This is a genomic window from Bacillus sp. ISO11 (genome assembly GCF_003458115.1).
GTDB lineage: Bacteria > Bacillota > Bacilli > Bacillales > Bacillaceae_G > Bacillus_A > Bacillus_A cereus.
The window spans coordinates 290,587-317,374 of the sequence record NZ_QXCO01000002.1; the positions used below are offsets into that span (position 1 = coordinate 290,587).

Genomic DNA, 26,788 nt, shown 5'->3' on the forward strand with positions numbered 1-26,788 from the left:
TAGAAATCTATGAACTCTTTACAATTTAATCGTCATCGTCGTTTAAGACAAAGCGGGGGCATGCGTGCGCTTGTGCGTGAAACGTTTTTACATACGGAAGATTTTATTTACCCTATTTTTGTATTAGAAGGTGAAAATGTTCGTAATGAAGTTCCTTCTATGCCAGGCGTATATCAAATGTCTTTAGATTTATTGCAAGCTGAAATGCAAGAAGTTGTTGATTTAGGTATTCGTTCTGTTATTGTATTTGGTTTACCTGCTGAAAAGGATGAAGTTGGATCATCAGCATATTGTGATCATGGAATTGTACAACGTGCTATTCAGCAAATTAAAGGTGATTTCCCTGAGCTAGTAGTAGTTGCAGACACATGTTTATGTCAATTTACAAGCCATGGTCATTGCGGTGTAATTGAAGATGGTATTATTTTAAATGACGAGTCTCTTGCAGTTCTTGCGAAAACAGCTGTAAGTCAAGCGAAAGCAGGAGCGGACATTATTGCGCCATCAAACATGATGGACGGCTTCGTAACAGCAATTCGCCATGCATTAGACGAAAATGGTTTTGGACACGTGCCAGTTATGTCGTACGCTGTGAAATATTCATCAGCATTTTATGGACCATTCCGTGATGCTGCGCACGGTGCACCGCAATTTGGTGACCGTAAAACATATCAAATGGATCCGGCAAACCGTATGGAAGCATTCCGTGAAGCAGAATCGGATGTAATGGAAGGTGCAGATTTCTTAATCGTAAAACCAGCTCTTTCTTACTTAGATATCGTTCGTGATGTGAAAAATAACCTTAATTTACCAGTTGTCGCTTATAATGTAAGTGGTGAATATTCGATGATTAAAGCGGCAGCGCAAAATGGTTGGATTAATGAAAAAGAAGTTGTTCTTGAAAAATTAATTAGTATGAAACGTGCAGGAGCAGATTTAATTATTACGTATCATGCAAAAGATGCAGCAAGATGGTTACAAGAAGGAGGCGCTAAATAATGAAAAAGTTTGATAAGTCAATTGCAGCGTTTGAAGAGGCGCAAGACTTAATGCCTGGTGGCGTAAATAGCCCGGTTCGTGCCTTTAAGTCTGTTGGGATGAATCCGTTGTTTATGGAGCGTGGAAAAGGCTCTAAAGTATATGATATCGATGGGAATGAATACATCGACTACGTATTATCATGGGGTCCTTTAATTCATGGTCATGCAAATGATCGTGTTGTAGAAGCGTTAAAATCTGTTGCTGAAAGAGGTACAAGCTTCGGTGCACCAACAGAAATTGAAAATAAATTAGCAAAACTTGTTATTGAGCGCGTGCCATCAATTGAGATTGTGCGTATGGTTAACTCTGGAACGGAAGCAACAATGAGTGCACTACGTTTAGCTCGTGGTTATACAGGTCGTAATAAAATCTTGAAATTTATCGGTTGTTACCACGGTCATGGTGATTCGTTATTAATTAAAGCTGGTTCTGGTGTGGCGACTTTAGGTTTACCAGATAGTCCTGGTGTACCAGAAGGTGTAGCGAAAAATACGATTACAGTAGCTTATAACGATTTAGAAAGCGTAAAATACGCGTTTGAACAATTCGGTGATGATATTGCTTGTGTAATTGTAGAACCAGTAGCAGGAAATATGGGGGTTGTTCCTCCGCAGCCTGGATTTTTAGAAGGTCTTCGTGAAGTAACAGAACAAAACGGTGCATTGCTTATTTTTGATGAAGTAATGACAGGGTTCCGAGTAGCTTATAATTGTGGCCAAGGTTATTATGGCGTAACGCCTGATTTAACATGCTTAGGTAAAGTAATCGGTGGTGGTTTACCAGTAGGAGCATACGGTGGTAAAGCGGAAATTATGCGCCAAGTTGCGCCAAGCGGACCGATTTACCAAGCTGGTACTTTATCAGGTAACCCACTTGCAATGGCGGCAGGTTATGAAACGTTAGTACAGTTAACGCCAGAATCATATGTAGAATTTGAGCGTAAAGCTGAAATGTTAGAAGCTGGATTACGTAAAGCAGCTGAAAAACATGGCATTCCTCACCATATTAACCGTGCAGGCTCTATGATTGGTATTTTCTTTACAGATGAACCCGTTATTAATTACGATGCAGCAAAATCTTCAAACTTAGAATTCTTTGCGGCTTACTATCGTGAAATGGTAGAACAAGGTGTATTCTTACCGCCATCTCAATTCGAAGGTTTATTCTTATCGACAGCACATAGTGATGCAGATATTGAAGCGACGATTGCAGCAGCTGAAATTGCAATGTCAAAATTAAAAGCGTAATGTATTAGAGAAAATCGCTCTCCGTAAGGGGAGCGATTTTTTTTATTCATAAAGTAAGCTTTCCGCACATAAATCTGTAATGACATATAGTTTGGGAGGGGGAAAAGAAGTGGCTGCAGATCATTCATTACGATTTTCATTAAAAGAATCTGTGTGGTTCCAAAAAGGACAGGAAGTCGAAGAACTTTTGTCAATTTCGTTAGATCCAGACGTTGAGATAGAAGAGCTTGATCATGAAGTAATCGTGAGAGGACAATTAGATTTAACGGGAGAGTATGTTGCACGAAAAGATGATTCGGCGTATTCATTAAGAGAACTATCGCCAGCAAAGTCAATTGATTATGTAGAAACAAGAGAAGATGGGGTTAATGAACTTGTTCATTCCTTTCCACTTGAAATATCAATTCCGAGAAATCGAGTGAAAGTAATTGAAGAGCTATATGTATCAATCGAGGAATTTGATTATGAATTAAAGGAAAATGGTTGCTTACAATTATTAGCGGATATATCTATTACCGGTTTGTGTGATGAAGAGAGAAGCGAGGATGAAGTTGAAGAGGAAGAGGAAGAAACGGTGTATGCTGAGTTAGAAGAAGATTCAGCGCAAGAGGATGAAAATAGACCGGCGCCGCATGTAGAAGAACCAGCATATAAGGAATCAGATGAGTGGGAAGATTACGCATTTGAACCGTTCCAATTAGAGGAAAGAAAAGAGCAGGAATTAGAAGAAGAGAAAATAGAAGAACATGAATTTGTGGAACGTGAAGAGGAGCAAGAAACAACGCCACAATTTGAACTGTTCGGACGAAAAGATTTCAAGAAAGAAAAAGCGAAAAAGCAGGAAGAACAAGAAGAAGAGTACTCACAGCGAGATGAAAATGCGCTTTATTTAACAAAACTATTTACGAAAGAACCGGAAGAAGAATTTACAAAGTTAAGAATGTATTTCGTGCAAGAAGGGGATACAATTGAATCTATTGCAGACCGTTATGAAACGTCTGTACAAAATTTACACCGTGTCAATCAAACAGAAGATATATTTTTAAATACGGGGCAAATTATTTATATTCCCGTTTCAAGGGTAAAGACGAAATAAGGAAGTGAGTGTTTTCACTCACTTCCTTTCTTAGAGGCTATGTTTTGAATAGAAAGGGTTATTCGTATGGATATTGAGTTGCGAAATCACTATGAACCTATTGTGAGGCAATATAGATTGGATACGCAGCATATGGAAGAGCACGGAAATGTAATGAAAATTTATACGAATCAAGGTCCATATGCACTCAAGAAAATAGAAGGCAGAAAGTTAGAGCGGAATAACTTTCTGCATCATATTCAATATTTGAAGGAGAAAGGTTTTTCAAATTATGTACCTATATATCATGCGACGGATGGAAGTTATATTTTAAGTGACGGGACGTATAATTATTATTTAATGCCTTGGTTAGAACGTGCAGAAGGAAACGGTGAGGACAATGATCAATACCATAAAATGTTTCAGACACTTGGAACGTTGCATCAAAAAACTGTGAAGGAAGAAACGTATACGGAAGAAGATTTAGAAAAACATTATACAAGTATATCCGATCGTTGGGAAAATGATGGTGAGATGTTAGAAGAGTTTCTCGTAGAATCTGAATCAAAATGGTATATGTCCCCGTTTGAATTGCAATATTGTACGTACTATCATCATGTAATGAGAGCGCGTGAATTTGCAACGAAGCAATTAAATGAGTGGAACGATGCGATGAAAGAAAAAGAGAAAACGCGTATTACTTTTGTGCATGGTAATATGTCACTTAATCATTTTTTATTTGACTATGAGCGGAATGGCTATTTTATTAGTTTAGAAAAATCGAAGTTTGCAACGCCTGTGCAAGATATAGTAGGTTTTTATTCACGGTCTTTAAACACATATCCAATCGCAAGAAGTGATCGGTTTGAATGGTTTCAAATGTATCAAAAAAATTTCCCTTTTACGAAAGAAGAGCAACTACTTATGTTTGCGTATATGACGTATCCATCGCAATTTATTCGGCAAATCCAGTCTTATAAGAAAAGAAGAGATAATCGCAACGAGGAAAATGAACTGCGCGGAGTAAAGAGTTTGCAACAATCGCATTGGCTCGTTAGCAATATAGAATATTTCCTGTCGCAATTACAAGCTGCCCAGCAAGGGAACGGATAAAGTAAAGGCATTCTCCGCTGATGATTAGCCTTCACCAATTGGGCGTTTACGGGCAGCAGGGCTCCCATCTAACTTCTTTGCTTCAGCTGAGTTTTGAGGTGGAGGTCTTACTGCCCGCAAATAGCGGGGGAAAGAAGATAAGTAGAGGATTCTACTTATCTTCTTTTTTTTGCACGAAAAGCTGTAGTTTTAAATTTATCTTGACGAATAAGGTTTCGTTTTTTACACTATTGTATATAATAATTAACAATCATATAAATGCCTTGAAGGGGAAGAGTATAACATGAAACGTCTTCAGAGAGGAGAATCATTAGCTGAGAGATTCTCTAGATAGTTATGTTAGAAGGTAGCCCTGGAGCATCTTTTCTGAACGGAATAGTTCTTATTAGGAAAAGACGGATTTGTCCGTTATCAAATTAAGAGTATAAGCAAATTATGAATTTGTTTGTAAATAAAGGTGGTACCGCGATGTCCCTCGTCCTTTTTGGATGAGGGACATTTTTTATTTTAAGGAGGGAAAATAATGTCAAACACGGAAAAGAATTTACCAACTAAATATGATCATATGTCCGTTGAAGAAGGCCTTTATCAATGGTGGCTTGAAGGCAAATATTTTGAAGCAACAGGAGACGAGAAGAAACAACCGTATACAATTGTAATTCCACCTCCGAACGTAACTGGTAAGTTACACCTAGGTCATGCTTGGGATACAACTCTTCAAGATATTTTAACTCGTACGAAGCGTATGCAAGGATACGATGTACTATGGCTTCCAGGAATGGACCATGCTGGTATCGCAACACAAGCGAAAGTAGAAGGAAAACTTCGTGAAGAAGGTATTTCACGTTACGATCTTGGCCGTGAAAAATTCCTTGAAAAAGCTTGGGAGTGGAAAGAAGAGTACGCTTCTCACATTCGTCAACAATGGGGGAAAGTTGGTTTAGGACTAGACTATTCTCGTGAACGCTTCACATTAGACAAAGGTTTATCAGATGCGGTTAATAAAGTATTCGTTCAATTATACGAAAAAGGCTTAATTTACCGTGGTGAATATATCATCAACTGGGATCCAGCAACACGTACAGCTCTTTCTGATATTGAAGTAATTCATAAAGAAGTTCAAGGTGCATTCTATCATATGAACTATCCGTTAACAGATGGTTCTGGTCACATTCGTCTTGCGACAACTCGTCCAGAAACGATGCTTGGTGATACAGCAGTAGCAGTTCATCCAGAAGACGATCGTTACAAACATTTAATCGGAAAAACAGTTACACTTCCAATCGTAGGCCGTGAGATTCCGATTATTGCTGATGAGTACGTAGAAAAAGATTTCGGAACGGGCGTTGTAAAAATTACACCAGCTCATGACCCGAATGACTTTGAAGTAGGTAACCGTCATGACTTACCACGCATTTTAGTAATGAACGAAGATGGAACAATGAACGAAAAAGCTGGTAAGTATAACGGTATGGATCGTTTCGAATGCCGTAAAGAATTAGTAAAAGACTTACAAGAAGCTGGCGTATTAGTAGAAATCGAGCCACATATGCATTCAGTAGGTCATAGTGAGCGTAGCGGTGCAGTTGTTGAGCCTTATTTATCAACACAATGGTTCGTAAAAATGGCTCCACTTGCTGAAAAAGCAGTAGCGCTTCAACAAAAAGAAGAAGAAAAAGTAACGTTCGTACCAGAGCGTTTTGAAAACACATATTTACGTTGGATGGAAAATATTCATGACTGGTGTATTTCTCGTCAATTATGGTGGGGACACCGTATTCCAGCTTGGTACCATAAAGAAACTGGTGAAGTATACGTAGGTACAGAAGCACCAGCAGATATTGAAAACTGGAATCAAGATAACGACGTACTTGATACATGGTTCAGTTCAGCGTTATGGCCATTCTCAACACTTGGTTGGCCAAATGAAGATTCAGCAGATTTCAAACGTTACTATTCAACAGATGCACTAGTAACGGGTTATGATATCATCTTCTTCTGGGTATCTCGTATGATTTTCCAAGGTTTAGAGTTTACAGGAGAGCGTCCATTTAAAGATGTATTAATTCACGGTTTAGTTCGTGACGAGCAAGGTCGTAAGATGAGTAAATCTCTTGGTAACGGTATTGACCCAATGGATGTTATCGAGAAGTACGGTGCAGATGCAATGCGTTTCTTCTTATCAACAGGAAGTGCACCAGGTCAAGATTTACGTTTCAGCATGGAAAAAGTAGAATCTACTTGGAACTTCATTAATAAAATTTGGAACGCATCACGTTTCGTATTAATGAACATGGATGATATGAAGTATGAAGAAATCGATTTAACTGGTGAAAAATCAGTAGCAGATAAGTGGATCTTAACGCGCTTAAACGAAACAATCGAAAGCGTAACACGTAACATGGATAAATATGAGTTCGGTGAAGCTGGTCGTTCATTATACAACTTCATTTGGGACGATTTCTGTGATTGGTATATTGAAATGGCGAAACTTCCACTATACGGTGAAGATGAAGCAGCTAAGAAAACAACTCGTTCTATTTTAGCTTACGTATTAGATCAAACAATGCGTCTATTACACCCATTCATGCCATTCGTAACAGAGAAAATTTGGCAACATTTACCGCATGAAGGCGAGTCTATTACAGTAGCTGCGTGGCCAACAGTTCGCGAAGATTTACAAGATACGGAAGCTGCGGCAGAAATGCACCTTCTAGTTGATATCATTCGCTCTGTTCGTAACATCCGTGCAGAAGTAAATACGCCAATGAGCAAAAAAGTTCAAATGCAAATTAAAGCAAAAGATGAGGCTGTACTTGCTCAACTTACGAAAAACAGCTCTTACATTGAGCGTTTCTGTAACCCAAGCGAATTAACAATTCAAACAGACTTACAAGCGCCAGAAAAGGCAATGACTGCAATCGTATCAGGTGCAGAGTTATTCTTACCGTTAGCTGATCTTATCAATCTTGATGAAGAGAGAGCTCGTCTTGAGAAAGAACTTGAGAAGTTCGATAAAGAAGTAGAACGTGTACAGAAGAAACTTTCTAACCAAGGTTTCGTAGCGAAAGCTCCTGCAGCGGTTATTGAAGGAGAGCGTGCGAAAGAGCAAGATTACCTAGAAAAACGCGAAGCAGTTCGTCAACGTCTAGCAGATCTTGAAAAGTAAAAATGTTTTTAGAGACTCACTATATTGGTGAGTCTCTTTTCTTTGCGTATAATAGAACTATGAAAGTTGTCTATTGAAAGGGGAAAAACATACGTGATACATACATACGAAGAAGCGATAGGATGGATCCATAGCCGATTGAAATTTGGAATTAAACCAGGATTAGAAAGAATGAGATGGATGTTAGAAGAACTTGGAAATCCAGAGCGTCATATAAAATGTGTTCATCTTGCTGGTACAAATGGAAAAGGTTCAACGTTAACATATATGCGTTACATGTTAGAAGGCACGAAATATAAGGTAGGAACGTTTACTTCTCCTTACATCGAATCATTTAATGAACGCATTAGTGTGAATGGAACACCAATTGCAGACGAAGAGATTACTGAACTTGTAAAGATGGTAAAACCAGTCGTTGAAAAACTAGATGAAACGGATTTAGGGGAAGCGACAGAGTTTGAAATTATTACTGTTATGGCGATTTGCTATTTCGGTAAAGTCAATTTCTGTGATGTTGTTTTATTTGAAACAGGGCTTGGTGGACGTTTTGACTCTACCAATGTTATACACCCTGTCCTCACGATTATTACGAATATCGGTCACGATCATATGCATATTTTAGGAAATACACTAGGGGAAATTGCATATGAAAAGGCGGGGATTATTAAGTCTGGCGTGCCGGTAATTACTGGTGTACAAGATGAAGAAGCTTTGCAAGTCATTCAAAATGTTGCAAAGGAAAACCATGCAAACTTATACGAACTTAGCAAGCATTTTACAGCGTTACATAAACAGTCTAATGAAGATGGGGAACAGTTTGATTTTACTTGTCCTTTTTCCGCATTTGAAGATTTGCAAATCTCAATGAAAGGCATTCATCAAGTAGGAAATGCAGCGTTAGCACTTATGGCAGTAATGTATGTAAAAACATATTTATCATTTTTAATTGAAGAAGAGGAAATAAGAACGGGATTACTGGAAGCATATTGGATTGGGCGCTTTGAAAAGTTGCAAAGTAACCCGGATATTATTATAGATGGTGCTCATAATCCAGAAGGTATCGAAAGCCTTGTGAAAACAGTAGAAGCGCATTACAAAGATAAAAATGTAATAGTGTTATTTACTGCCCTTGGTGATAAACAATTACATAACATGGTAGGCCAATTAGAAACCATTGCAGATGAAATTATTTTTACAACATTCGCCTTTGATCGTGCTATTTCTGCTGATAAGCTTGCATCATATTCACAGAAAGAATCAAAATTAGTTTTTGAAAATTGGAAAGAGGCAATTGATACAAAAGTTGAAATGATAGCAGAAAATGATGTTTTTATCATAACGGGTTCTCTTTATTTCATTTCTGAAGTACGAAAATATATTCGCGAGAAAAACTAGATAGTCTTTGCTATCTAGTTTTTTTGTTCTACAAATGAAGTCAAATGCATACATATAAGATAAATATATAGGGTTATTTGGCGAATTCCTCTGACAAATATCTCGTTTTTTTATGAAATGAATATGATATGATGCGGACAACGATAAGAGGTGAGGTGTGAGTGTATGGACAAGCAATCACGAACGATCTCAGTGAAAGTGAATGGAACAGAAGCGAAGTATGAGGAAAAAAAGAAAGATGAATTTGAATGGATGGTAGTAGAAAGTGAACGACCGAAAAATGTTGTTCCGTTTCAAAAAGCGAAATCAATGTCTGTGGAAAAATACCGAAAGAAGTGGAGTAATACATTAATTGTAATCGTTGCAACTGCAATCATTATCGGTACGGCGTTTGGAATGGGGATGCTTCATTTACTTACTGGACAAGGAACGACAGGAGGAAGTGAAGTGACAGCTTCAAGGCCGACTGGAAATGGAGAATCAAGGGTGGGTGGAACGGCAGAACAAACACCAGCACCGAAAGAAGAAAAACAAAAAGCACAGGCAGGAACGTCATTGGATCCGATGAAATTATTTTTTGTTCAAGGGGGGCTTTATTCTTCTGAAGAAAAGGGACAGGCAGCTCTTGAAGAATGGAAAGGCAATGGGGGCATTGGTGCTTTGAGACCGAGCGGTGATAAGTATGCAATAGTTGTTGGTATTGCTAGCGATGAACAGTCTATAAATCAATTAATGACTAAGTATAAAAATGGTGGTGTCTCCGTTTTAAAAAAGAGCTGGGATATAACAGATAAAGCATTGCTGAAAGATGATAAAGAAGTAGGGACATTTTTAACAAAAGTGCAGCCATTATACACTCATTTAGCAAAATATGCTTCTAGCGTACAAGTTGGTGGAAAAAGCAGCCCAAAAGATATAGAAGCAATTGAAAAAGAATGGAAAAAGGTTGAAAAAGAAGGGGAAAGTATGAAACGAGAAGAAGCAAAGAAACTGTATATGTATACGTCGGTAGCTGTACAAACAGTAAAAGATGGGAAGATGGATAAGGAATCTTTGGCGAAATTAAATCAAGTTATTATTGATGGTTTACTCTCGTATGAAAAAATTGTTTCGTAGAAAGTGAAATGATAGGATAATAAAATGAGTAAGAAAGAAGTACATGTACTTCTTTCTTTTCTTTTGAATTTAGAGCAAAGTGCTTTCTCTATGATGGGAATATAATCGTATGCAATAAAGAAGTGTTATTTTAGTTAGAGAAATTAATATTTCTTTCATTTGTGGGCAAACTATTCCTTTGATACGATTAATATAAATTGTTCTGCTTCATGTGAGAAAGGAAGGAGAAAATATGAGAAAAATAATTTTAGCTTCAGGATCACCTCGGAGGAAGGAATTGCTTGAGTTAGCTAGTGTGCCATTTGAAATCGTTGTAAGTGAAGTAGAGGAAACAATTGGTGCATATTCATCGCCTTCTGATATTGTAATGTCGCTTGCCTTGCAAAAAGCATCAGCGGTGGCAGAAAATAATAGTGATCACATTGTGTTAGGTGCAGATACAATTGTTACATATGAGTCGCGTATTCTTGGTAAGCCTTCTAATGAGGATGAGGCGAAAGAGATGTTACAATTACTATCAGGGAAAACACATGAAGTGTATACAGGTGTTGCGATTATAGCAAAAGAAAAAACGGTTACTTTTTATGAGCGTACAGAAGTTACATTTTGGGAGTTAACAAAAGAGGAAATTGATACATACGTCGCGTCGAAAGAACCTCTTGATAAAGCCGGTAGTTATGGGATTCAAGGTAAAGGATCTATTTTCGTTCAAAATATTCAAGGGGACTACTATAGTGTAGTTGGCTTACCAATCGCACGCCTCGTTCGGGAATTAAAACAATTTGATATTGATGTAACCCATGCGTAAAATTGCATGGGGTTTTCTTTGAGAGAACAAATAAAGGGGTGGAGAGATGAACGGTATTCGTGATGTTGTAAGAGAAGAACAGCCACGGGAGCGTTTATTGTTAGAAGGTGCTGGAAGTTTATCAAATCGAGAGCTTCTCGCAGTGTTGCTCAGAACAGGTTCTAAAGAAGAAACAGTTTTAAAGTTGTCAGATAAAATTTTACACCAATTTGATGGCTTACGTATGTTGAAAGATGCAACATTAGAGGAGCTAATTAGTATACATGGTATTGGGATTTCAAAGGCATCGCAACTTATGGCAGCCTTTGAACTAGGCAGAAGAATGGTACGTTTAGAATATCAAAATAGATATAGTATTCGAAGTCCAGAAGATTGTGCGAAATACATGATGGAAGAAATGCGTTTTTTACAACAAGAGCATTTTGTTTGTTTATATTTAAATACAAAAAATCAAGTTATACATAGGCAAACGATCTTTATTGGAAGTTTAAACACGTCAATTGTACACCCGAGGGAGGTTTTTAAAGAAGCCTTCCGTCGTGCAGCAGCCTCTATCATATGTCTTCATAACCATCCCTCAGGAGATCCCACGCCGAGCCGTGAAGATATTGAAGTAACAAAACGCTTAGTAGAATGCGGCCAGATTATCGGAATTGAAGTGCTTGATCATATTATAATAGGTGACCATAAATTCGTGAGTTTAAAGGAAAAAGGTCATATTTAAGACTATGCTTTTTACTTATTTTGTTTTATAATGTGATTTATGAGTTTTTTGTAGAAATTTATCTACAAAAAGGATAAAGATATAAAAAACGTACTGTTTTTATAATATAAATTAAGAAAAAATGAGTCCGTGAAAACAAGAAAGGAAGATAAATAATATGTTTGGATTTGGTGGATTTACTCGCGATCTTGGAATAGACTTAGGAACTGCGAACACGCTTGTATATGTAAAAGGAAAAGGTGTAGTTTTACGTGAACCTTCAGTAGTGGCGTTACAAACTGATACGAAACAAATCGTTGCTGTAGGTAGCGACGCAAAACAAATGATTGGTCGTACACCAGGGAACGTTGTGGCACTTCGCCCGATGAAAGACGGTGTAATTGCTGATTACGAAACAACTGCAACAATGATGAAATATTACATTCAACAAGCTCAAAAATCAAACGGTTTCTTCTCACGTAAGCCGTATGTAATGGTATGTGTACCATCTGGTATTACAGCTGTAGAAAGACGTGCAGTAATCGATGCGACTCGTCAAGCGGGTGCTCGTGATGCTTATCCTATCGAAGAGCCATTTGCAGCAGCAATTGGTGCAAACTTACCTGTTTGGGAACCAACTGGTAGTATGGTTGTTGATATCGGTGGTGGTACAACAGAAGTTGCAATTATTTCTCTAGGTGGTATTGTAACAAGCCAGTCAGTCCGTGTTGCTGGTGATGATATGGACGATTCAATCATTCAGTACATTAAGAAAAGCTATAACTTAATGATCGGTGAAAGAACAGCTGAAGCATTAAAATTAGAAATTGGTTCTGCAGGCGAGCCAGAAGGTATCGAGCCTATGGAAATTCGCGGTCGTGATTTAGTAAGTGGTTTACCAAAAACAGTACTAATTCAGCCAGAAGAAATTGCAGATGCATTAAAAGATACAGTAGATGCGATTGTAGAATCAGTTAAAAATACGTTAGAAAAAACTCCACCTGAATTAGCGGCTGATATTATGGACCGCGGTATCGTATTAACAGGTGGCGGGGCATTACTACGTAATTTAGATAAAGTAATTAGTGAAGAAACGAAAATGCCAGTTCTTGTTGCAGAAGATCCATTAGATTGCGTAGCAATTGGAACAGGTAAAGCATTAGACAATATCGATCTTTTCAAAACTGCTGCTCGATAATATTGCAAAATAAAAATCAGTGAAATTAAGAGGGTGTGAACGTGCCACAGTTTTTCTTAAACAAAAGATTAATTGTTTTGTTGGTTAGTATTATTCTTCTCGTGGCATTGATTGGAATCTCATTGAAAGAACGGAACAGTTTAACATGGCCAGAGCAGTTTGTTAAAGATACTGTCGGTGTTGTAGAACGTGTATTCCAAAAGCCAGCGAAATACGTAGCTGGATTCTTCGAAAATGTAGAGGATGTAAAGCGCACGTATGAAGAGAATAAAGAATTAAAAGCAAAATTAGATAATTATGCAGGTCTATCAGGGAAAGTAAAACAATTAGAAGATGATAACAAGAAGCTACAAGAGCTAACTGGTAAAAAAGAGTTAAATAGCGGGTATACTGAAATTCCAGCTACTGTTGTTTCTCGTAATCCAGATAAATGGTACGATTTAATTGGAATTGATAAAGGGGCACAGCAAGGAATTAAAAAAGATATGGCTGTAGTAACTTCACAAGGGTTAGTTGGAAGAGTGAAAAGTGTATCTCAGTTTACATCATCAGTAGAATTACTAAGTTCTATGAGCCGAACAAATCGTGTTTCTGCTATTGTACAAGGGCAAGAGAAAATCTTTGGATTGATTGAAGGTTATGACAAAGAAAAGCAATTACTTCTTTTCACAAAGATTGGCTCTGATGCACCGGTAGTGAAAGATCAACTAGTTGTAACATCTGGACTGGGTGATATTTTCCCGAAAGGTCTTGTAATTGGAAAAATCGTTGAAGTTCAGCCGGATGCATATGGCTTAACAAAAACAGCTTATGTAAAACCTGCCGCTGATTTAAATGACGTAGAGCATATTACGGTTGCTAAACGTGCAACACCTTCAGCGCCATTAGAATAGGAGGAGAAGAAGAGATGATGAAGATATTAAAAAGAGCAGCTCTTCCTCTTTTGCTCCTTTTTGTGTTTCTATTTGAAAATATGTTTGCTACTGTTGTTCCAACGGATGTGTTTTGGAAAGACAGCATAGCAGCACCGCATTTCTTTATAATCGTCTTATGTTTTATTACAGTGTATTATAGTCCGGTCCAAGGGATTTATTACGGACTATTATTTGGCTTCTTATTTGATACCGTATACACAGAACTTGTCGGGATATATATTTTTGCTTATCCTATTTTAGCTTATTTAGTATATAGTGTGATGAAAGTACTACAATTGAATTTATTTATTGTTGTTTCTATCATATTAGCTAGCGTTGTAGCACTAGAGTATTATGTGTATGGATTCTTAACTTTATTAGGACGTACTCATATGCCAGCGTATGTCTTTTTCACAGATCGTCTCCTTTCTACTTTATTGTTAAATGCTATTTTCTTATTGATAGTTTGTTTCCCACTGAGACGATATATAGTGCGTCTTTCAAAAGCGATGGAAGAAAAAGAAAAAAGGATTTTCTAATTTTATGTCGAATTGAATCGGTGGGGTGAACTTTAGTGGAAGAAAAAAAGCAACAAAATGTAACGATAAAAGGGACAAAAGATGGGATAACGCTTCATTTAGATGATTGTTGTTCATTCTCAGAATTATTGGTGGAATTAGACGAAAAACTTTCTACACATTACTACGATGGTGATGGGCGCTCTTTAATTGAAGTGCATGTGAAAGTAGGAAATCGTTATTTAACAGAAGTCCAACAAGAAGAGATTCGTACGTTAATTCGTAATAAAAAGAATCTTGTTGTGGATTCAATTGAAAGTGATGTTATCACTAAAGCAGAAGCAATAGCTTGGAAAGAAGAAACAGAAATTGTCCCTATTTCCAAAATTGTTCGCTCTGGACAAGTTTTACATGTAAAAGGAAATTTGTTGTTAATTGGAGATGTTAATCCAGGCGGAACGGTTATCGCTGGGGGGAATATTTTTGTCGTAGGATCATTAAGAGGAATTGCACATGCTGGGTATTATGGGGATTCGGATGCTGTAATCGCTGCATCTGTTATGAACCCGATGCAACTTCGAATTAGTGATGTGGCAATGCGGGCTCCGGAAGAGAAAGAAGACGGAGCGGAGGCGGCAGAATGTGCGTATATTAATGAGAACAATCACATTGTTGTCGATCGCCTGCAACTTCTCACTCATCTTAGACCTAATTTAACAAAGTTAGAAAGGGGAATTGTATAGCTGTGGGAGAGGCAATAGTAATTACATCTGGAAAAGGCGGAGTAGGTAAAACTACTACATCTGCGAACATTGGTACGGCCCTAGCGTTATCTGGAAAGAAAGTGTGCTTAATTGACACAGATATCGGTCTTCGAAATTTAGACGTAGTAATGGGGCTGGAAAATCGTATTGTATTTGATCTTGTTGATGTCGTTGAAGGGCGTTGCCGTTTACCTCAGGCTCTTATTAAAGACAAACGTTTTGATGATCTTTATTTATTACCTGCAGCACAAACGAGTGATAAATCAGCGGTAACACCTGAACAAATGGATGAATTAATACAAGTATTACGTCAAGATTATGATTACATATTAATCGATTGTCCTGCGGGGATTGAGCAGGGATTTAAAAATGCGGTAGCTGGTGCGGATAAAGCAATCGTTGTTACGACTCCAGAAGTATCCTCAATGCGCGATGCGGATCGTATTATTGGGCTTTTAGAAAAAGAGGATATTGAACCACCGAAACTTGTTATTAACCGTGTACGTAGTCATATGCTTCATGAACAGGATATGTTAGATGTTGATGAAATTGTACGTACATTGTCAATCGAGCTTCTTGGTGTTGTCGAAGATGACGATGAAGTTATTCGAGCTACAAATACAGGTGAACCTGTGGCGTTGCAACCAAGCGGAAAAGCAGCGTTGGCTTATCGTAATATTGCAAGACGCTTGTTAGGTGAGAATGTACCATTACAAGCATTTGAACAAGAAAAGGTATCGGTATTTGCAAAGGTGAAAAACTTCTTTGGAATCCGTTAAGAGCACTTCGCACATATGCGAGGTGCTTTCTTTTTTCTTCACACGAATATCTTTCTTTCTTAGCTCATACATATGTACAAACTGTATACAACTGTTTCTAATGAAATTAGCTTAACGAAAGAAAGGAGACAGTATGAAGAATAGACGCGTAGAAGAAATTAAAAAGCGGATTGCAAAAAGGAAGGCCGAGCAAGAAAGGATGGAGGAAGAGCAGTATTTTAACGGAGGGAATTTCGATAGTGAAGCGGTATTTATTGAAGATGGAGAAAAGGAAATGCATCCTTTATTTCGAAAGGAAGTCTTTTTCTTCAAAGTTTTATTATCAGCAATATTAGTTCTTTCGGTTGCTATTTTATATAAGAATGCTCCTTCTTCATTCAATGGAGCTAAAGCTGTTACAGAAAAAGTGATGAAAGAGGAATTTCAGTTTGCTACTGTAGCGAAATGGTATGAAAAGCAATTTGGAAAACCGCTCGTATTCTATTCGCCGAACGAGAAAAAAGAAGGAAGTATTCAGCAAAAGGATTATGCAATTCCTGCTTCTGGAAAGGTAATGCAAGGGTTTCAAAAAAATGGCCAAGGTGTATTTGTCCAAACAGCTACAAATGCAAAAGTGGAGTCAGTAAATGAAGGGTTAGTTGTTTTTGCAGGCAAGAAAGAGGAACTTGGAAATACAGTTCAAATTCAACATGCAGATGGTACGGAGTCATGGTATGCAAACTTAAACGATATGTCAGTGAAATTATATGATTACGTTTCAAAGAAACAAAAAATTGGAACGGTGAGTAATGATACAAATGATAAAAATGGAAAGTTTTATTTCGCGATAAAAAAGAATGAAAAATTTATTGATCCGATCCAGGTGATATCATTTGATTAAATATAGGGACGTTTTAACGAAAATTTCCGTGCATCCATTATTTTGGGTTATTATTGTCATTGGTATTTTTACTGCGCGTTTTAAAGAGTTACTACTGTTATTTTGTATTGTTCTTATTCATGAACTTGGGCATGCTTTTGCAGCAGCACACTATAATTGGCGTATAAAAAGAATTCAACTTTTGCCGTTTGGTGGCGTGGCCGAGCTTGAGGAACATGGTAATAAGTCATTGAAAGAGGAACTTGTTGTCGTAATTGCAGGACCGATTCAACATGTTTGGATGATGCTGGTAGGTTATATGTTGTTCGAAGTCGGTTGGCTGAATACAGATTTATATTATTTCTTTATGTGGAATAATATAATTATTTTAGCATTTAATTTACTCCCTATTTGGCCGTTAGATGGCGGGAAAGTATTGTTTAATGTATTATCATATCGTTTCCCTTATTTACAAGCACATGAAAAGATGATGCAATTGTCATGTGTTTTTTTTGGTGTAATATTAGGATGGCAGTTACTCTGGAATAGTAACAATATTATGATGTGGATACTACTCATATTTTTAGCAGTGTCATTATATCAAGAGTGGAAACAAAGACGGTATGCATTTATGCGTTTTTTATTAGAACGTTATTATGGAAACAAAAGAGGAATCGAAAAGATTGCACCTATTGAAGTGCAAACGGAAGATCGTTTATATACGATCTTCACAAAATTTCGTAGAGGATATAAGCATTCTATTATCGTCCGTGGAAAATATAAAGAGCATTACACATTGGATGAAAATGAATTGCTCTATGCATATTTTACTGAAAAACGAACAACTTCATCAGTTGAAGAATTAATCGGTTAGTGTTGACGATAGCACTAACCTTTTATTATTGTAAAAGCAAAGAAGATTATAAAGTGAGGAAATAATTTTGAAAACGTTATATGTGAATTACGCTGGTTCGGAAAAGCGCGTTGCAATTGAAGAGAAGAAAAAAATTGTTGAGTTTTTATGGAAACGTAATGAAGAGCAAGAGATTGTTGGGCATATTTATGTTGGACGTGTCGTAAGAACAATTGCTGGAATGAATGCAGCTTTTGTAAACATCGGTTTAGAAAAACATGCTTACCTTTCATACGATGATGTACCATCTTCTTATCGTATACATGAAGGGCAAGCGATACTCGTACAAGTTGTGAAAGAGGCAATTGATACGAAAGGGCCTAAATTGACAGCGAATATAGAATTTACCGGGAAATATGTCGTTTATATGCCGTTTGATGAGATGCGCGCTGTTTCTCGAAAAATAAAAAATAATAAAAGAAGACAACAGTTACTCCAAATTGAAATAGAGGGAACGGGGGGATACATTTTCCGCTCTGCTTCTGAAAAAGGAGCAATTGAAGAAATACAAGCTGAAATGCAAGGGTTACAACAGTTGTATGAAGAGTTAAAAAGAAAAGAGGGCCAAGGAAAGGCGCCGTTATTACTTCATCGACCGGCGACCTTTTTAGATCGTGTATTTCAAGAGAATCCAATTGAAACCATTGAAAAAGTAGTTGTAGATACAAGAAGTATAGTAAAAGAATTAGAAGACAAAGTTGGAAAAGAAAAAGTATCTTTTTATAATGAAAAGTCTTCGATGTTTAACCATTTTGGAATAGAGCGTGAAATTGAGAAAGCACTCCAAAAAATTGTGTGGCTTCCAAATGGTGCTTATTTAATTGTAGAACAAATGGAGACGATGACTGTAATTGATGTGAATACGGGCAAGTTTACGGGAAAACAAAATTTACAAGATACAGTACTTCGCACAAATGAGATGGCAGCTGAAGAAATTGCACGCCAATTAAGACTTCGTGATATTGGTGGTATGATATTAATTGATTTTATTAATATGAAAAAAAGAGAAGATAAAGAAAATGTAAGAGAATGTCTTATAGCTGCTATGCAAGATGACCGCACATATACAAGGGTGCTCGGCTTTACGGAGCTAGGGATTTTGGAAATGACACGTAAACGTAAAAAGCATTCTTTACGGGACGTATTATTAAAAGAGTGTGTACCTTGCAAAGCGACGGGTTATGTGATGTCGCATGAAACAATTGCGTATGAGTTAGAGAGAGAACTAATCACATATGGCAATATAGAAGATGAAGCGGTATTAATCGCTGCGCCTAAAGAACTGCAAAAACAGTTTTTGCAAAAAGAATTACAAAAAAATATTCCATTTGAAATTTATTTCAAAGATGATAATATCGAAAAGTATGCTATCGTTCGTTTTGGAAGTAAAAAAGAAATTGTAGAGCGGAAAAAATAGTTAGCAGAACATTTATTGACAACCGTCTATGATTCATGATAACATCTTTATGTTATAGTTTATAGCACCTAAACGGCTATATGCTACAACCGCACAAGACAGGTTCCCTAAAGGCATTTATGTCTACCTCGTTTTTGGCGAGTCTTAGTAATTAAGAGGAGGTGCAAGTATGTACGCAATTATCGAAACAGGTGGAAAACAAATTAAAGTTGAAGCTGGTCAAGCAATCTACATTGAAAAATTAGATGTTGAAGCTGGTGAAACTGTTACTTTTGACAAAGTTCTTTTCGTTGGTGGCGAAAACGTTAAAGTTGGTAGCCCAGTTGTAGAAGGTGCAACAGTTACTGCGAAAGTTGAAAAACAAGGTCGCGCTAAGAAAATTATCGTTTTCAAATACAAAGCGAAAAAGAACAATCGTAAGAAACAAGGTCATCGTCAACCTTACACTAAGCTAGTTGTTGAAGCTATCAACGCTTAATTCTGGTTAACATGATTAAAATTACGATAAGTCGCACGAAATTAGGAAGTATCCAATCATTTAAAATGACTGGACATGCCGATTATGCGCCACATGGACAAGACCTTGTCTGTGCTGGAACTACAGCGGTTGTGTTTGGTTCTATAAATGCAGTGGAAGAACTTTGTAATGTGCAAGCAACTATTGAACTCGGAAGTGATGGCGGATTCTTAACGTATGAATTGCCTAATGATTTAGACGTTCATACAGCAGAAAAAGCACAAACGCTTTTAGAAGGATTAGTTGTTTCGCTTAAGACGATCGAACTTGATTACGGAAAGTATATCCGTTTAATAGAAAAAGTGCAGGAGGTGTAACGTATGTTAAGATTAGATCTTCAGTTTTTCGCATCTAAGAAAGGTGTAGGTAGTACAAAGAACGGTCGTGACTCTCAGTCAAAACGTCTTGGTGCTAAACGCGCAGATGGTCAAACGGTTACAGGTGGTTCAATTCTTTACCGTCAACGCGGTACAAAAATTTATCCAGGTGTTAACGTTGGTCGTGGTGGCGATGACACTTTATACGCGAAAGTTGACGGCGTAGTACGCTTTGAGCGTCTTGGTCGTGACCGCAAACAAGTGAGCGTATATCCTGTTGCTCAAGAAGCATAAGAACTCACGGAAAACTCTAACCTGAGTGCAGGTTAGAGTTTTTCTATATTAAGGGGTATCTAAATGAATGAAAAATGGACAATTATAGATGCATTGCGCCATTCAAGACATGATTGGCTCAATCGTATGCAGATGGTGAAAGGAAACCTTTCCCTTGGAAAAGTGGAAGAAATTCATAGTCTCATCGATCGTTTTGTCCAAGAAGCGAGACAAGAATCCAATCTGATGGGGCTATCAATGCCTTTATTTTCAGAGTGGATTTTAACATATAATTGGAAACAGCAGCCGTGCTTATTGGAGTACGAAGTATTAGGGAAATTACATAACTTATCTCACTTAGATGAGACTGTATGTACATGGACGAATCAATTTTTCTCGATGCTTCAGCATAGTTTAGACGTATATGTTGAAAATTATGTTTGTATCACAATTGAATGTGACGCGGATAATGCTCGTTTCTTTTTTGATTTTCGTGGTAAGCTAACGAGTGTAGAAGAACTACAGAATTGGCTTGCGACCCAAAACAATAAATGGTATTCCATTTCTTATACAGTGCGAGACGAAGAAGTCTCAGTTATATTACAACCAATTGAAAAAAGTGTGGTGAAATAATGTTTGTAGATCAGGTCAAGATATATGTAAAAGGCGGCGACGGTGGTAACGGTATGGTTGCGTATCGTCGTGAGAAGTATGTACCAAAAGGTGGCCCAGCAGGTGGCGACGGCGGTAAAGGTGCAGATGTTGTTTTCGTAGTTGAGGAAGGCTTACGTACATTAATGGACTTCCGCTACCAACGTCATTTCAAAGCTGATCGCGGTCAGCACGGAATGAGTAAAGGTCAGCACGGACGTAAATCTGAAGATTTACTTGTAAAGGTTCCACCAGGAACAGTAGTAAAAGATGAAAAAACTGGTCAAATTCTTGCCGATTTAGTAACGCATGGACAAACTGCTGTAATTGCAAAAGGTGGCCGCGGTGGCCGTGGTAACTCACGTTTTGCAACAGCTACGAACCCAGCGCCAGAAATCGCTGAGAACGGGGAACCAGGTCAAGAGCGTGATGTTATTCTAGAACTTAAAGTACTAGCAGACGTTGGACTTGTTGGATTCCCAAGTGTAGGTAAATCTACATTATTATCTGTTGTATCATCAGCGCGTCCGAAAATTGCAGAGTATCACTTCACAACAATCGTTCCAAATCTTGGTGTTGTTGAAACTGGTGATAACCGCAGCTTCGTTATGGCTGACCTTCCAGGACTAATTGAAGGCGCACATGCTGGCGTCGGACTTGGACACCAATTCTTACGTCATATTGAGCGTACACGTGTAATCGTGCATGTTATTGATATGTCTGGTTTAGAAGGCCGTGATCCATATGAAGATTACGTAACGATTAATAATGAATTAAAAGAATACAATCTTCGCTTAACTGAGCGTCCACAAGTTGTTGTTGCAAACAAAATGGATATGCCAGATGCAGAAGAAAACTTACAAGCATTTAAAGAGAAAGTGGGAGACGAAGTAAAAATCTTCCCAATCTCAGCTGTAACAAGACAAGGGGTTCGTGACTTACTGTTTGAAGTAGCGAACTTAATAGAAACAACACCAGAATTCCCAATACATGAAGTTGCGGATGAGTCTGATACAAGTGTAATGTACAAATTTGATACTGAAGGTGTTAAATTTGAAATTACACGTGAAAGTGATGGCACGTTTGTTATCTCTGGTTACGATATCGAGAAAACATTCAAGATGACAGACTTCTCACGTGATGAATCTGTACGTCGTTTCGCTCGTCAAATGCGCGGAATGGGTATTGATGAAGCGCTTCGTGCACGTGGTGCAAAAGACGGAGATATTGTAAAAATTCTTGAATATGAATTTGAATTTATCGATTAAGACTGCCGAAATACGGCAGTCTTTTTTTATATCGTAAAAATCGGATTTATATAGGAAAAAATCCCCACTAATTAAATTTTCAATTTATAATAAAAAGGGGAGTGGTTTTAGAAGAATTTTTTTATGGGGAGAAAACGAACATGTATAAAATATTAATTGTAGAAGATGATGAGAAAATCGCGGGAATATTAGAAGAGCATTTAGAAAGGTATGGCTATCAATCATTTAGAGCAAGTGATTTACGTCAAATAAAAGATGAGTTTGTAAAAGTGAATCCTCATCTCGTGTTACTTGATATTAATTTACCGTACTTTGACGGTTTTTATTGGTGTCGTCAAATTCGTACTGTATCGAATGCACCAATTATTTTTGTTTCTGCAAGAACAGGAGAAATGGATCAAGTAATGGCGATTGAAAATGGCGGCGATGATTATATTACGAAGCCATTCCATTTAGATATCGTAATGGCAAAGGTGAAGAGTGCACTTCGCCGTGGTTACGGAGAGTATGCTTCTGCTGCTGAGAGTGATTGTTTAGGTGTAAATGGACTGTTGTTATTCCCGTCTCAGCATATTGTTGAGTGGCAAGGACAACAAACTGAACTGACAAAAAATGAGTTTTACTTATTAGAGTGTTTAATGAAACAGGTGAATCAATATGTAACGCGCGAAGAACTGTTAGAAGCTCTATGGGATGAAGTAGCATTTGTGGATGATAATACATTAACCGTAAATGTAAAACGTGTAAGGAAGAAACTAGAGGAGTTAGGCATTAAAAATGCAATTGTAACGAAACGTGGATATGGTTATGCGCTTTTTACGGAGTGGGGCGAAGGGCATGAAGGTTAAAAATTACCTTATGGACCGCTTTTCTTTAATTCTTTCTTATATTGTTAGCCTTTGTTTATTTGGGCTCGTTTTACAGCTGCAAAGTCTTTTAGAAAAGAAATCCATTGATTGGAGTACGTGGTTATATGGACTTTTATTAGGAACAGTTGTGTTTACTGTATACCTCATTTACGATTACCGAAAACGGAGTGTGTTTTTAAAGAGGATCGAAAAGTATGTTACTGATGGAAATACATTACATGACTCTTTACTTATTGATGAATCTTATACATCAGAGCAAGAAATGGTCGTTGAATCTTTTACGTTATTAAGACAGCAATATATGAATGAAGTTCATAAACAGCATGCGAAAGAGCAACAGCAAATGATATTTATGAACCAATGGATTCACCAAATGAAAACACCAGTATCTGTTATTGAATTATTGCTGCAAAAGTTTGGCAAAGAGCATCGTGAGGCAAGAGCAACAGTTGAAAGTATTCGTGAAGAAAATAACCGTATACTAAATGGTTTAGATTTAGCGTTACATATGGCAAGACTAGAGCAGTTTGCGAAAGATTATAAGATAGAAGTAGTAAATGTTATAGATGTCGTGCGAGGTATTATTAATGAAAATCGGAAATCCTTTATTCAATCGTCTGTATTTCCGAAAGTGATGTTTGAAGAAGATACTTGTATGGTTGCATCTGATAGAAAATGGCTGAGTATTGCTATAGGTCAAATTGTTGTAAACGCAATCAAGTATACAAAAATTTCAGCGACAGAGAAAAAAGAAATTCAATTTCAAATTGAAGAGAAAAATCAAAAGGTGTTATTACATATTAAGGACAATGGAATTGGTATTCCAGAGCAAGACGTAAAGCGCATATTTGATCCATTTTTTACGGGAATAAATGGACGTAAAACGAGAGAAGCGACTGGGATGGGCTTATATATTACGAAGGAAATTTGCGATAATTTACATCATGGAATGTATGTCCAATCGGCTGAAGGAGAAGGGACAACATTCACGTTCCAATTTGCAAAAGATGAAGAATATCATACATTGATGAGAAAAATGACAAAACTGTAAGATAACAAAACGTTTTGTAAGGGAAATCACTCGTTTCTTTTTCTTATTTTTCTTATAGTAAATGTAAGAAGAAAACACGTAGGGGGATTAGAAATGAGTGTTCTTGAAGTAAAAGGATTAACGAAGGTGTACCAATCAAAAGGTTCAGTAGCGACGACTGCTTTAAACGATATAAATTTTAAAATAGAAGAAGGCGAATTTGTAGGGATTATGGGTCCTTCAGGAAGTGGGAAAACGACGCTTTTAAATTTATTAGCAACAATTGATAAGCAAACTTCAGGTCATGTGCTTGTAAATGGTGAAGAAATTAATCAAATGCGTGCTGCAAAATTAGCGGAGTTTCGCCGTACACATTTAGGGTTCATCTTCCAAGATTTTAATTTACTTGATACGTTATCCATTAAAGAAAACATTATTTTACCACTTGTAATGGCGAGGAAATCTGTAAATGAAATTGATGCGAAAGTACTGGAAATTGCGAAGTTTTTAAACATCGAAGAAATTTTAAATAAAAAAGTATACGAAGTATCTGGGGGACAACAACAACGTGCAGCAGCAGCGAGAGCAATCATTCATGAACCGACGTTAATTTTAGCAGATGAGCCAACTGGAAACTTAGACTCGAAGTCAGCAAAATCGCTAATGGGCGCTCTGCAAGATTTACACGAGCAAAAGAAAGTAACGATTGCAATGGTTACGCACGATCCAGTAGCGGCTAGTTATTGTGAACGTATCCTTTTCATACGCGATGGAGAAATTTTCTCGGAAATACATAAAGGAAGAACGAAACAAGCCTTTTTCCAAGAAATTCTGGACGTACTTGCGATGCTAGGAGGAGAATATCATGAACTTTCGCCAGCTCGCGCTTAATAACGTAAAAGGAAATTGGCGTAACTATAAAGCGTTTCTTATAAGTAGTTGTTTATCAATTGTCGTATTTTTCATGTATGCTTCTTTTATTTATCATCCAGATGTCGTAAGCGGTAATATTAGTATGAGAAAGATGATCACAAAAGGATTAGAATCGATGAATTATATTGTGGTCATCTTCTCGGCACTCTTTATTTTATATGCAAATTCAACGTTTTTACGAGCAAGAAAAAAAGAGTTTGGTCTACTAACATTAATAGGCGGAACGAAATCGCAGCTCGGCCGAATGATTATATTAGAGCAACTGATGTTAGGTAGTATTGCAATTGTAGTTGGTATTGGGGTTGGGATGCTTTGTTCAAAATTATTTTTCCAAGCGTTAAGCGTATTATTAAAAATAGATAAGACACTTCCACTTGTTTGGAATAGTAAAGCAGTTCTTATTACAGCTGGTGTATACTTTATTCTATTTTTAATCCTATCATTGTTTAGTGTTTGGACAGTAGGACGCTTGCAAATTATTGATTTATTAAGAGAGGCAAGAAAGCAAAAAGTAGAGCCGTTTGCATTTACATGGTTATGTGTAGTTGGTATAGGATGTATTATTGTTGCATATGTACTTAGCTTCCAAGTAACGTTTCTGAATTTCCTCATCCTCTTTTTACCGGTGGTAGGACTGACAATTGGCGGAACGTATTTACTATTTACACAAGGTAGTACAGTTGTATTAAAAGCATTACAAAAAAGAAAGCAATCTTTTTATACGTACCCAAATATGTTCGTCCTTAGCAACCTTATTTATAAAATGAAAGATAATGCTCGTTTTCTATTTGTAATTTCTATCATTACGGCGGTAGTATCTTCAGCGGTGGGTACACTGTACGTATATTTTGAAAATATGAGTGCGAAAACGGTAGAACTTACACCACATGCTATTTCATATGAGGAAAAGGGGTTAAATACGCATAACCTTATTAATGAAGAAAAGGTACAGGAGCTTGTGAAGAGACACGGGTTTGAAGATGCGCGAAAAGTAACATACGTTAAACTACCGGCAACACAGAAAATAACGTTGTTTAATAGTGAACATGAAGTACCGATGACGATTATTTCAGAAAAAGAATATAATGCAGAAGTGCGCAAACAAAAGAGAGAGCAACCTACAGAAGTTCATAATGCACCAGGTAGTGCAACGATGGTTATGGTTGATATGTCAAATGAACTGATGAAGATAGATCGTACGAAACCGTATGAATTTATAATTGACGGACAAAAGCAGTCTGTTCAATTAAATAATCCAACGCAGTATTCTGTTTTTAATGATAGTGAATATCTCATTGTAAATGAACAAGATTTTGAGAAATATGCAAAACTCGTACCAGATGAAGAAAAGACGAAATATTACGGTTATTATATTGAGGATTGGAAAAGTACAGAAAATCTTGTATTAGATTTGAAAAATGAAATTGTACCAGAAAAGCAAGGGGAATTGAGAAATTCAGTGTTTGCGTATAAGGATATAAGAGAAGGTGGAGCAATTACAATGTTCATCGGTTTCTTCGTAGCGGTACTGTTCTTCTTCTTCGCTTGTAGTATGACATACTTTAAATGGTTTAACGATAAAGAACAAGATCGTATTCAATTTAAATCGTTAAAGAGAATTGGTATGACAGATAAAGAAATTCGCAAAATTGCGATTCGACAAATGGGAGTTATCTTCTTTATCCCAATTTTAATCGGTTCCATTCATAGTGGATTTGCTCTTCATACGTTAGGAAAAATGCTTTATATTAATTTGTGGAAATCAGGTGCGCTTGTAATTGGAGCATACATTTTAGCTTCTGCCATTTACTTTATGATCGCGCAAAGAGGATATTTAAAACACGTAAAAAGCTAGGGGAACCTCTAGCTTTTTGCCTATGTAGTAAGTTACAGGAGGACGA

26 protein-coding genes and 2 other annotated features are annotated in these 26,788 nt (G+C 37.2%); all 26 genes read left to right on the forward strand.

Translation table 11 applies throughout. The features are described 5' to 3' along the window. Positions 1–9 precede the first annotated feature (9 nt). The 26 genes from hemB (at position 10) to D1166_RS03575 (ending at position 26,742) form a co-directional block, all read left to right on the forward strand. A complete protein-coding gene (gene hemB / locus D1166_RS03450; RefSeq protein WP_097861861.1) occupies positions 10–999 on the forward strand; it encodes a porphobilinogen synthase in 990 nt (329 codons plus the stop codon). Continuing rightward, a complete protein-coding gene (hemL, locus tag D1166_RS03455) occupies positions 999–2,288 on the forward strand; it encodes a glutamate-1-semialdehyde 2,1-aminomutase (RefSeq protein ID WP_000712943.1) in 1,290 nt (429 codons plus the stop codon). Before hemB ends, hemL begins: the two co-directional genes overlap by 1 nt. Positions 2,289–2,367: 79 nt before the next feature. After that, complete coding sequence (gene spoVID / locus D1166_RS03460) at positions 2,368–3,384, forward strand: stage VI sporulation protein D (RefSeq protein ID WP_002062448.1); 1,017 nt, start codon at positions 2,368–2,370, stop codon at positions 3,382–3,384. Between the two features lie 66 nt (positions 3,385–3,450). Beyond that, positions 3,451–4,476 (forward strand): spore coat protein YsxE, encoded by a 1,026-nt coding sequence (ysxE, locus tag D1166_RS03465; RefSeq protein WP_118043245.1) that lies wholly within the window; start codon positions 3,451–3,453, stop codon positions 4,474–4,476. A gap of 254 nt (positions 4,477–4,730) precedes the next feature. Beyond that, positions 4,731–4,962 (forward strand) — a binding site (T-box leader). Between the two features lie 37 nt (positions 4,963–4,999). After that, on the forward strand, positions 5,000–7,645 hold the full coding sequence (locus D1166_RS03470) for a valine--tRNA ligase (protein WP_000072250.1): 2,646 nt from the start codon (positions 5,000–5,002) through the stop codon (positions 7,643–7,645). 93 nt (positions 7,646–7,738) lie between these two features. Beyond that, on the forward strand, positions 7,739–9,040 hold the full coding sequence (locus tag D1166_RS03475) for a bifunctional folylpolyglutamate synthase/dihydrofolate synthase (protein WP_097861862.1): 1,302 nt from the start codon (positions 7,739–7,741) through the stop codon (positions 9,038–9,040). Between the two features lie 165 nt (positions 9,041–9,205). After that, on the forward strand, positions 9,206–10,156 hold the full coding sequence (locus D1166_RS03480; protein WP_118043246.1) for a stage II sporulation protein B: 951 nt from the start codon (positions 9,206–9,208) through the stop codon (positions 10,154–10,156). Positions 10,157–10,388: 232 nt separating this feature from the next. Continuing rightward, positions 10,389–10,964, forward strand: coding sequence for a Maf family protein (locus D1166_RS03485; RefSeq protein WP_061654504.1), 576 nt, complete (start codon positions 10,389–10,391; stop codon positions 10,962–10,964). 46 nt (positions 10,965–11,010) lie between these two features. Continuing rightward, complete coding sequence (radC, locus tag D1166_RS03490) at positions 11,011–11,688, forward strand: DNA repair protein RadC (RefSeq protein ID WP_001013391.1); 678 nt, start codon at positions 11,011–11,013, stop codon at positions 11,686–11,688. Between the two features lie 157 nt (positions 11,689–11,845). Beyond that, positions 11,846–12,865: a cell shape-determining protein MreB gene (gene mreB / locus D1166_RS03495; protein ID WP_000466736.1), complete on the forward strand. Its 1,020-nt coding sequence runs from the start codon at positions 11,846–11,848 to the stop codon at positions 12,863–12,865. A gap of 41 nt (positions 12,866–12,906) precedes the next feature. Further along, the gene (gene mreC, locus D1166_RS03500; protein WP_001135490.1) at positions 12,907–13,758 is read left to right on the forward strand and encodes a rod shape-determining protein MreC; all 852 of its coding nucleotides are present in this window, start codon (positions 12,907–12,909) and stop codon (positions 13,756–13,758) included. Positions 13,759–13,772: 14 nt separating this feature from the next. After that, a complete protein-coding gene (mreD, locus tag D1166_RS03505) occupies positions 13,773–14,318 on the forward strand; it encodes a rod shape-determining protein MreD (protein ID WP_000975766.1) in 546 nt (181 codons plus the stop codon). Between the two features lie 35 nt (positions 14,319–14,353). After that, the gene (gene minC / locus D1166_RS03510) at positions 14,354–15,040 is read left to right on the forward strand and encodes a septum site-determining protein MinC (protein WP_000391525.1); all 687 of its coding nucleotides are present in this window, start codon (positions 14,354–14,356) and stop codon (positions 15,038–15,040) included. A 2-nt stretch (positions 15,041–15,042) separates the two neighbouring features. Next, a complete protein-coding gene (minD, locus tag D1166_RS03515; protein WP_000503309.1) occupies positions 15,043–15,840 on the forward strand; it encodes a septum site-determining protein MinD in 798 nt (265 codons plus the stop codon). Positions 15,841–15,973: 133 nt separating this feature from the next. Next, the gene (gene spoIVFA, locus D1166_RS03520) at positions 15,974–16,720 is read left to right on the forward strand and encodes a stage IV sporulation protein SpoIVFA (RefSeq protein WP_000797471.1); all 747 of its coding nucleotides are present in this window, start codon (positions 15,974–15,976) and stop codon (positions 16,718–16,720) included. Continuing rightward, positions 16,713–17,573: a stage IV sporulation intramembrane metalloprotease SpoIVFB gene (spoIVFB, locus tag D1166_RS03525; RefSeq protein ID WP_000599055.1), complete on the forward strand. Its 861-nt coding sequence runs from the start codon at positions 16,713–16,715 to the stop codon at positions 17,571–17,573. Before spoIVFA ends, spoIVFB begins: the two co-directional genes overlap by 8 nt. Positions 17,574–17,640: 67 nt before the next feature. Then, the gene (locus D1166_RS03530; protein WP_000855489.1) at positions 17,641–19,029 is read left to right on the forward strand and encodes an Rne/Rng family ribonuclease; all 1,389 of its coding nucleotides are present in this window, start codon (positions 17,641–17,643) and stop codon (positions 19,027–19,029) included. Between the two features lie 77 nt (positions 19,030–19,106). After that, positions 19,107–19,184 (forward strand) — a sequence feature (ribosomal protein L21 leader region). 14 nt (positions 19,185–19,198) lie between these two features. Next, the gene (gene rplU / locus D1166_RS03535) at positions 19,199–19,507 is read left to right on the forward strand and encodes a 50S ribosomal protein L21 (RefSeq protein ID WP_000270907.1); all 309 of its coding nucleotides are present in this window, start codon (positions 19,199–19,201) and stop codon (positions 19,505–19,507) included. 11 nt (positions 19,508–19,518) lie between these two features. Then, the gene (locus D1166_RS03540; RefSeq protein WP_002001054.1) at positions 19,519–19,863 is read left to right on the forward strand and encodes a ribosomal-processing cysteine protease Prp; all 345 of its coding nucleotides are present in this window, start codon (positions 19,519–19,521) and stop codon (positions 19,861–19,863) included. Between the two features lie 3 nt (positions 19,864–19,866). Continuing rightward, complete coding sequence (gene rpmA, locus D1166_RS03545) at positions 19,867–20,157, forward strand: 50S ribosomal protein L27 (RefSeq protein WP_000944958.1); 291 nt, start codon at positions 19,867–19,869, stop codon at positions 20,155–20,157. A 63-nt stretch (positions 20,158–20,220) separates the two neighbouring features. Continuing rightward, the gene (locus D1166_RS03550) at positions 20,221–20,769 is read left to right on the forward strand and encodes a sporulation initiation phosphotransferase B (RefSeq protein WP_001003584.1); all 549 of its coding nucleotides are present in this window, start codon (positions 20,221–20,223) and stop codon (positions 20,767–20,769) included. Then, positions 20,769–22,055, forward strand: coding sequence for a GTPase ObgE (obgE, locus tag D1166_RS03555; RefSeq protein WP_000497128.1), 1,287 nt, complete (start codon positions 20,769–20,771; stop codon positions 22,053–22,055). Before D1166_RS03550 ends, obgE begins: the two co-directional genes overlap by 1 nt. A 140-nt stretch (positions 22,056–22,195) precedes the next feature. Beyond that, positions 22,196–22,903, forward strand: a complete 708-nt coding sequence (locus D1166_RS03560) for a response regulator transcription factor (protein ID WP_001986640.1) — start codon at positions 22,196–22,198, stop codon at positions 22,901–22,903. Beyond that, complete coding sequence (locus tag D1166_RS03565; RefSeq protein ID WP_097861863.1) at positions 22,893–23,975, forward strand: HAMP domain-containing histidine kinase; 1,083 nt, start codon at positions 22,893–22,895, stop codon at positions 23,973–23,975. The genes D1166_RS03560 and D1166_RS03565 overlap by 11 nt, the downstream gene beginning before the upstream one ends. Positions 23,976–24,068: 93 nt before the next feature. Then, positions 24,069–24,845: an ABC transporter ATP-binding protein gene (locus D1166_RS03570; RefSeq protein ID WP_097861864.1), complete on the forward strand. Its 777-nt coding sequence runs from the start codon at positions 24,069–24,071 to the stop codon at positions 24,843–24,845. After that, the gene (locus D1166_RS03575; RefSeq protein WP_065703128.1) at positions 24,820–26,742 is read left to right on the forward strand and encodes an ABC transporter permease; all 1,923 of its coding nucleotides are present in this window, start codon (positions 24,820–24,822) and stop codon (positions 26,740–26,742) included. Before D1166_RS03570 ends, D1166_RS03575 begins: the two co-directional genes overlap by 26 nt. The last annotated feature ends 46 nt before the right edge of the window (positions 26,743–26,788 follow it).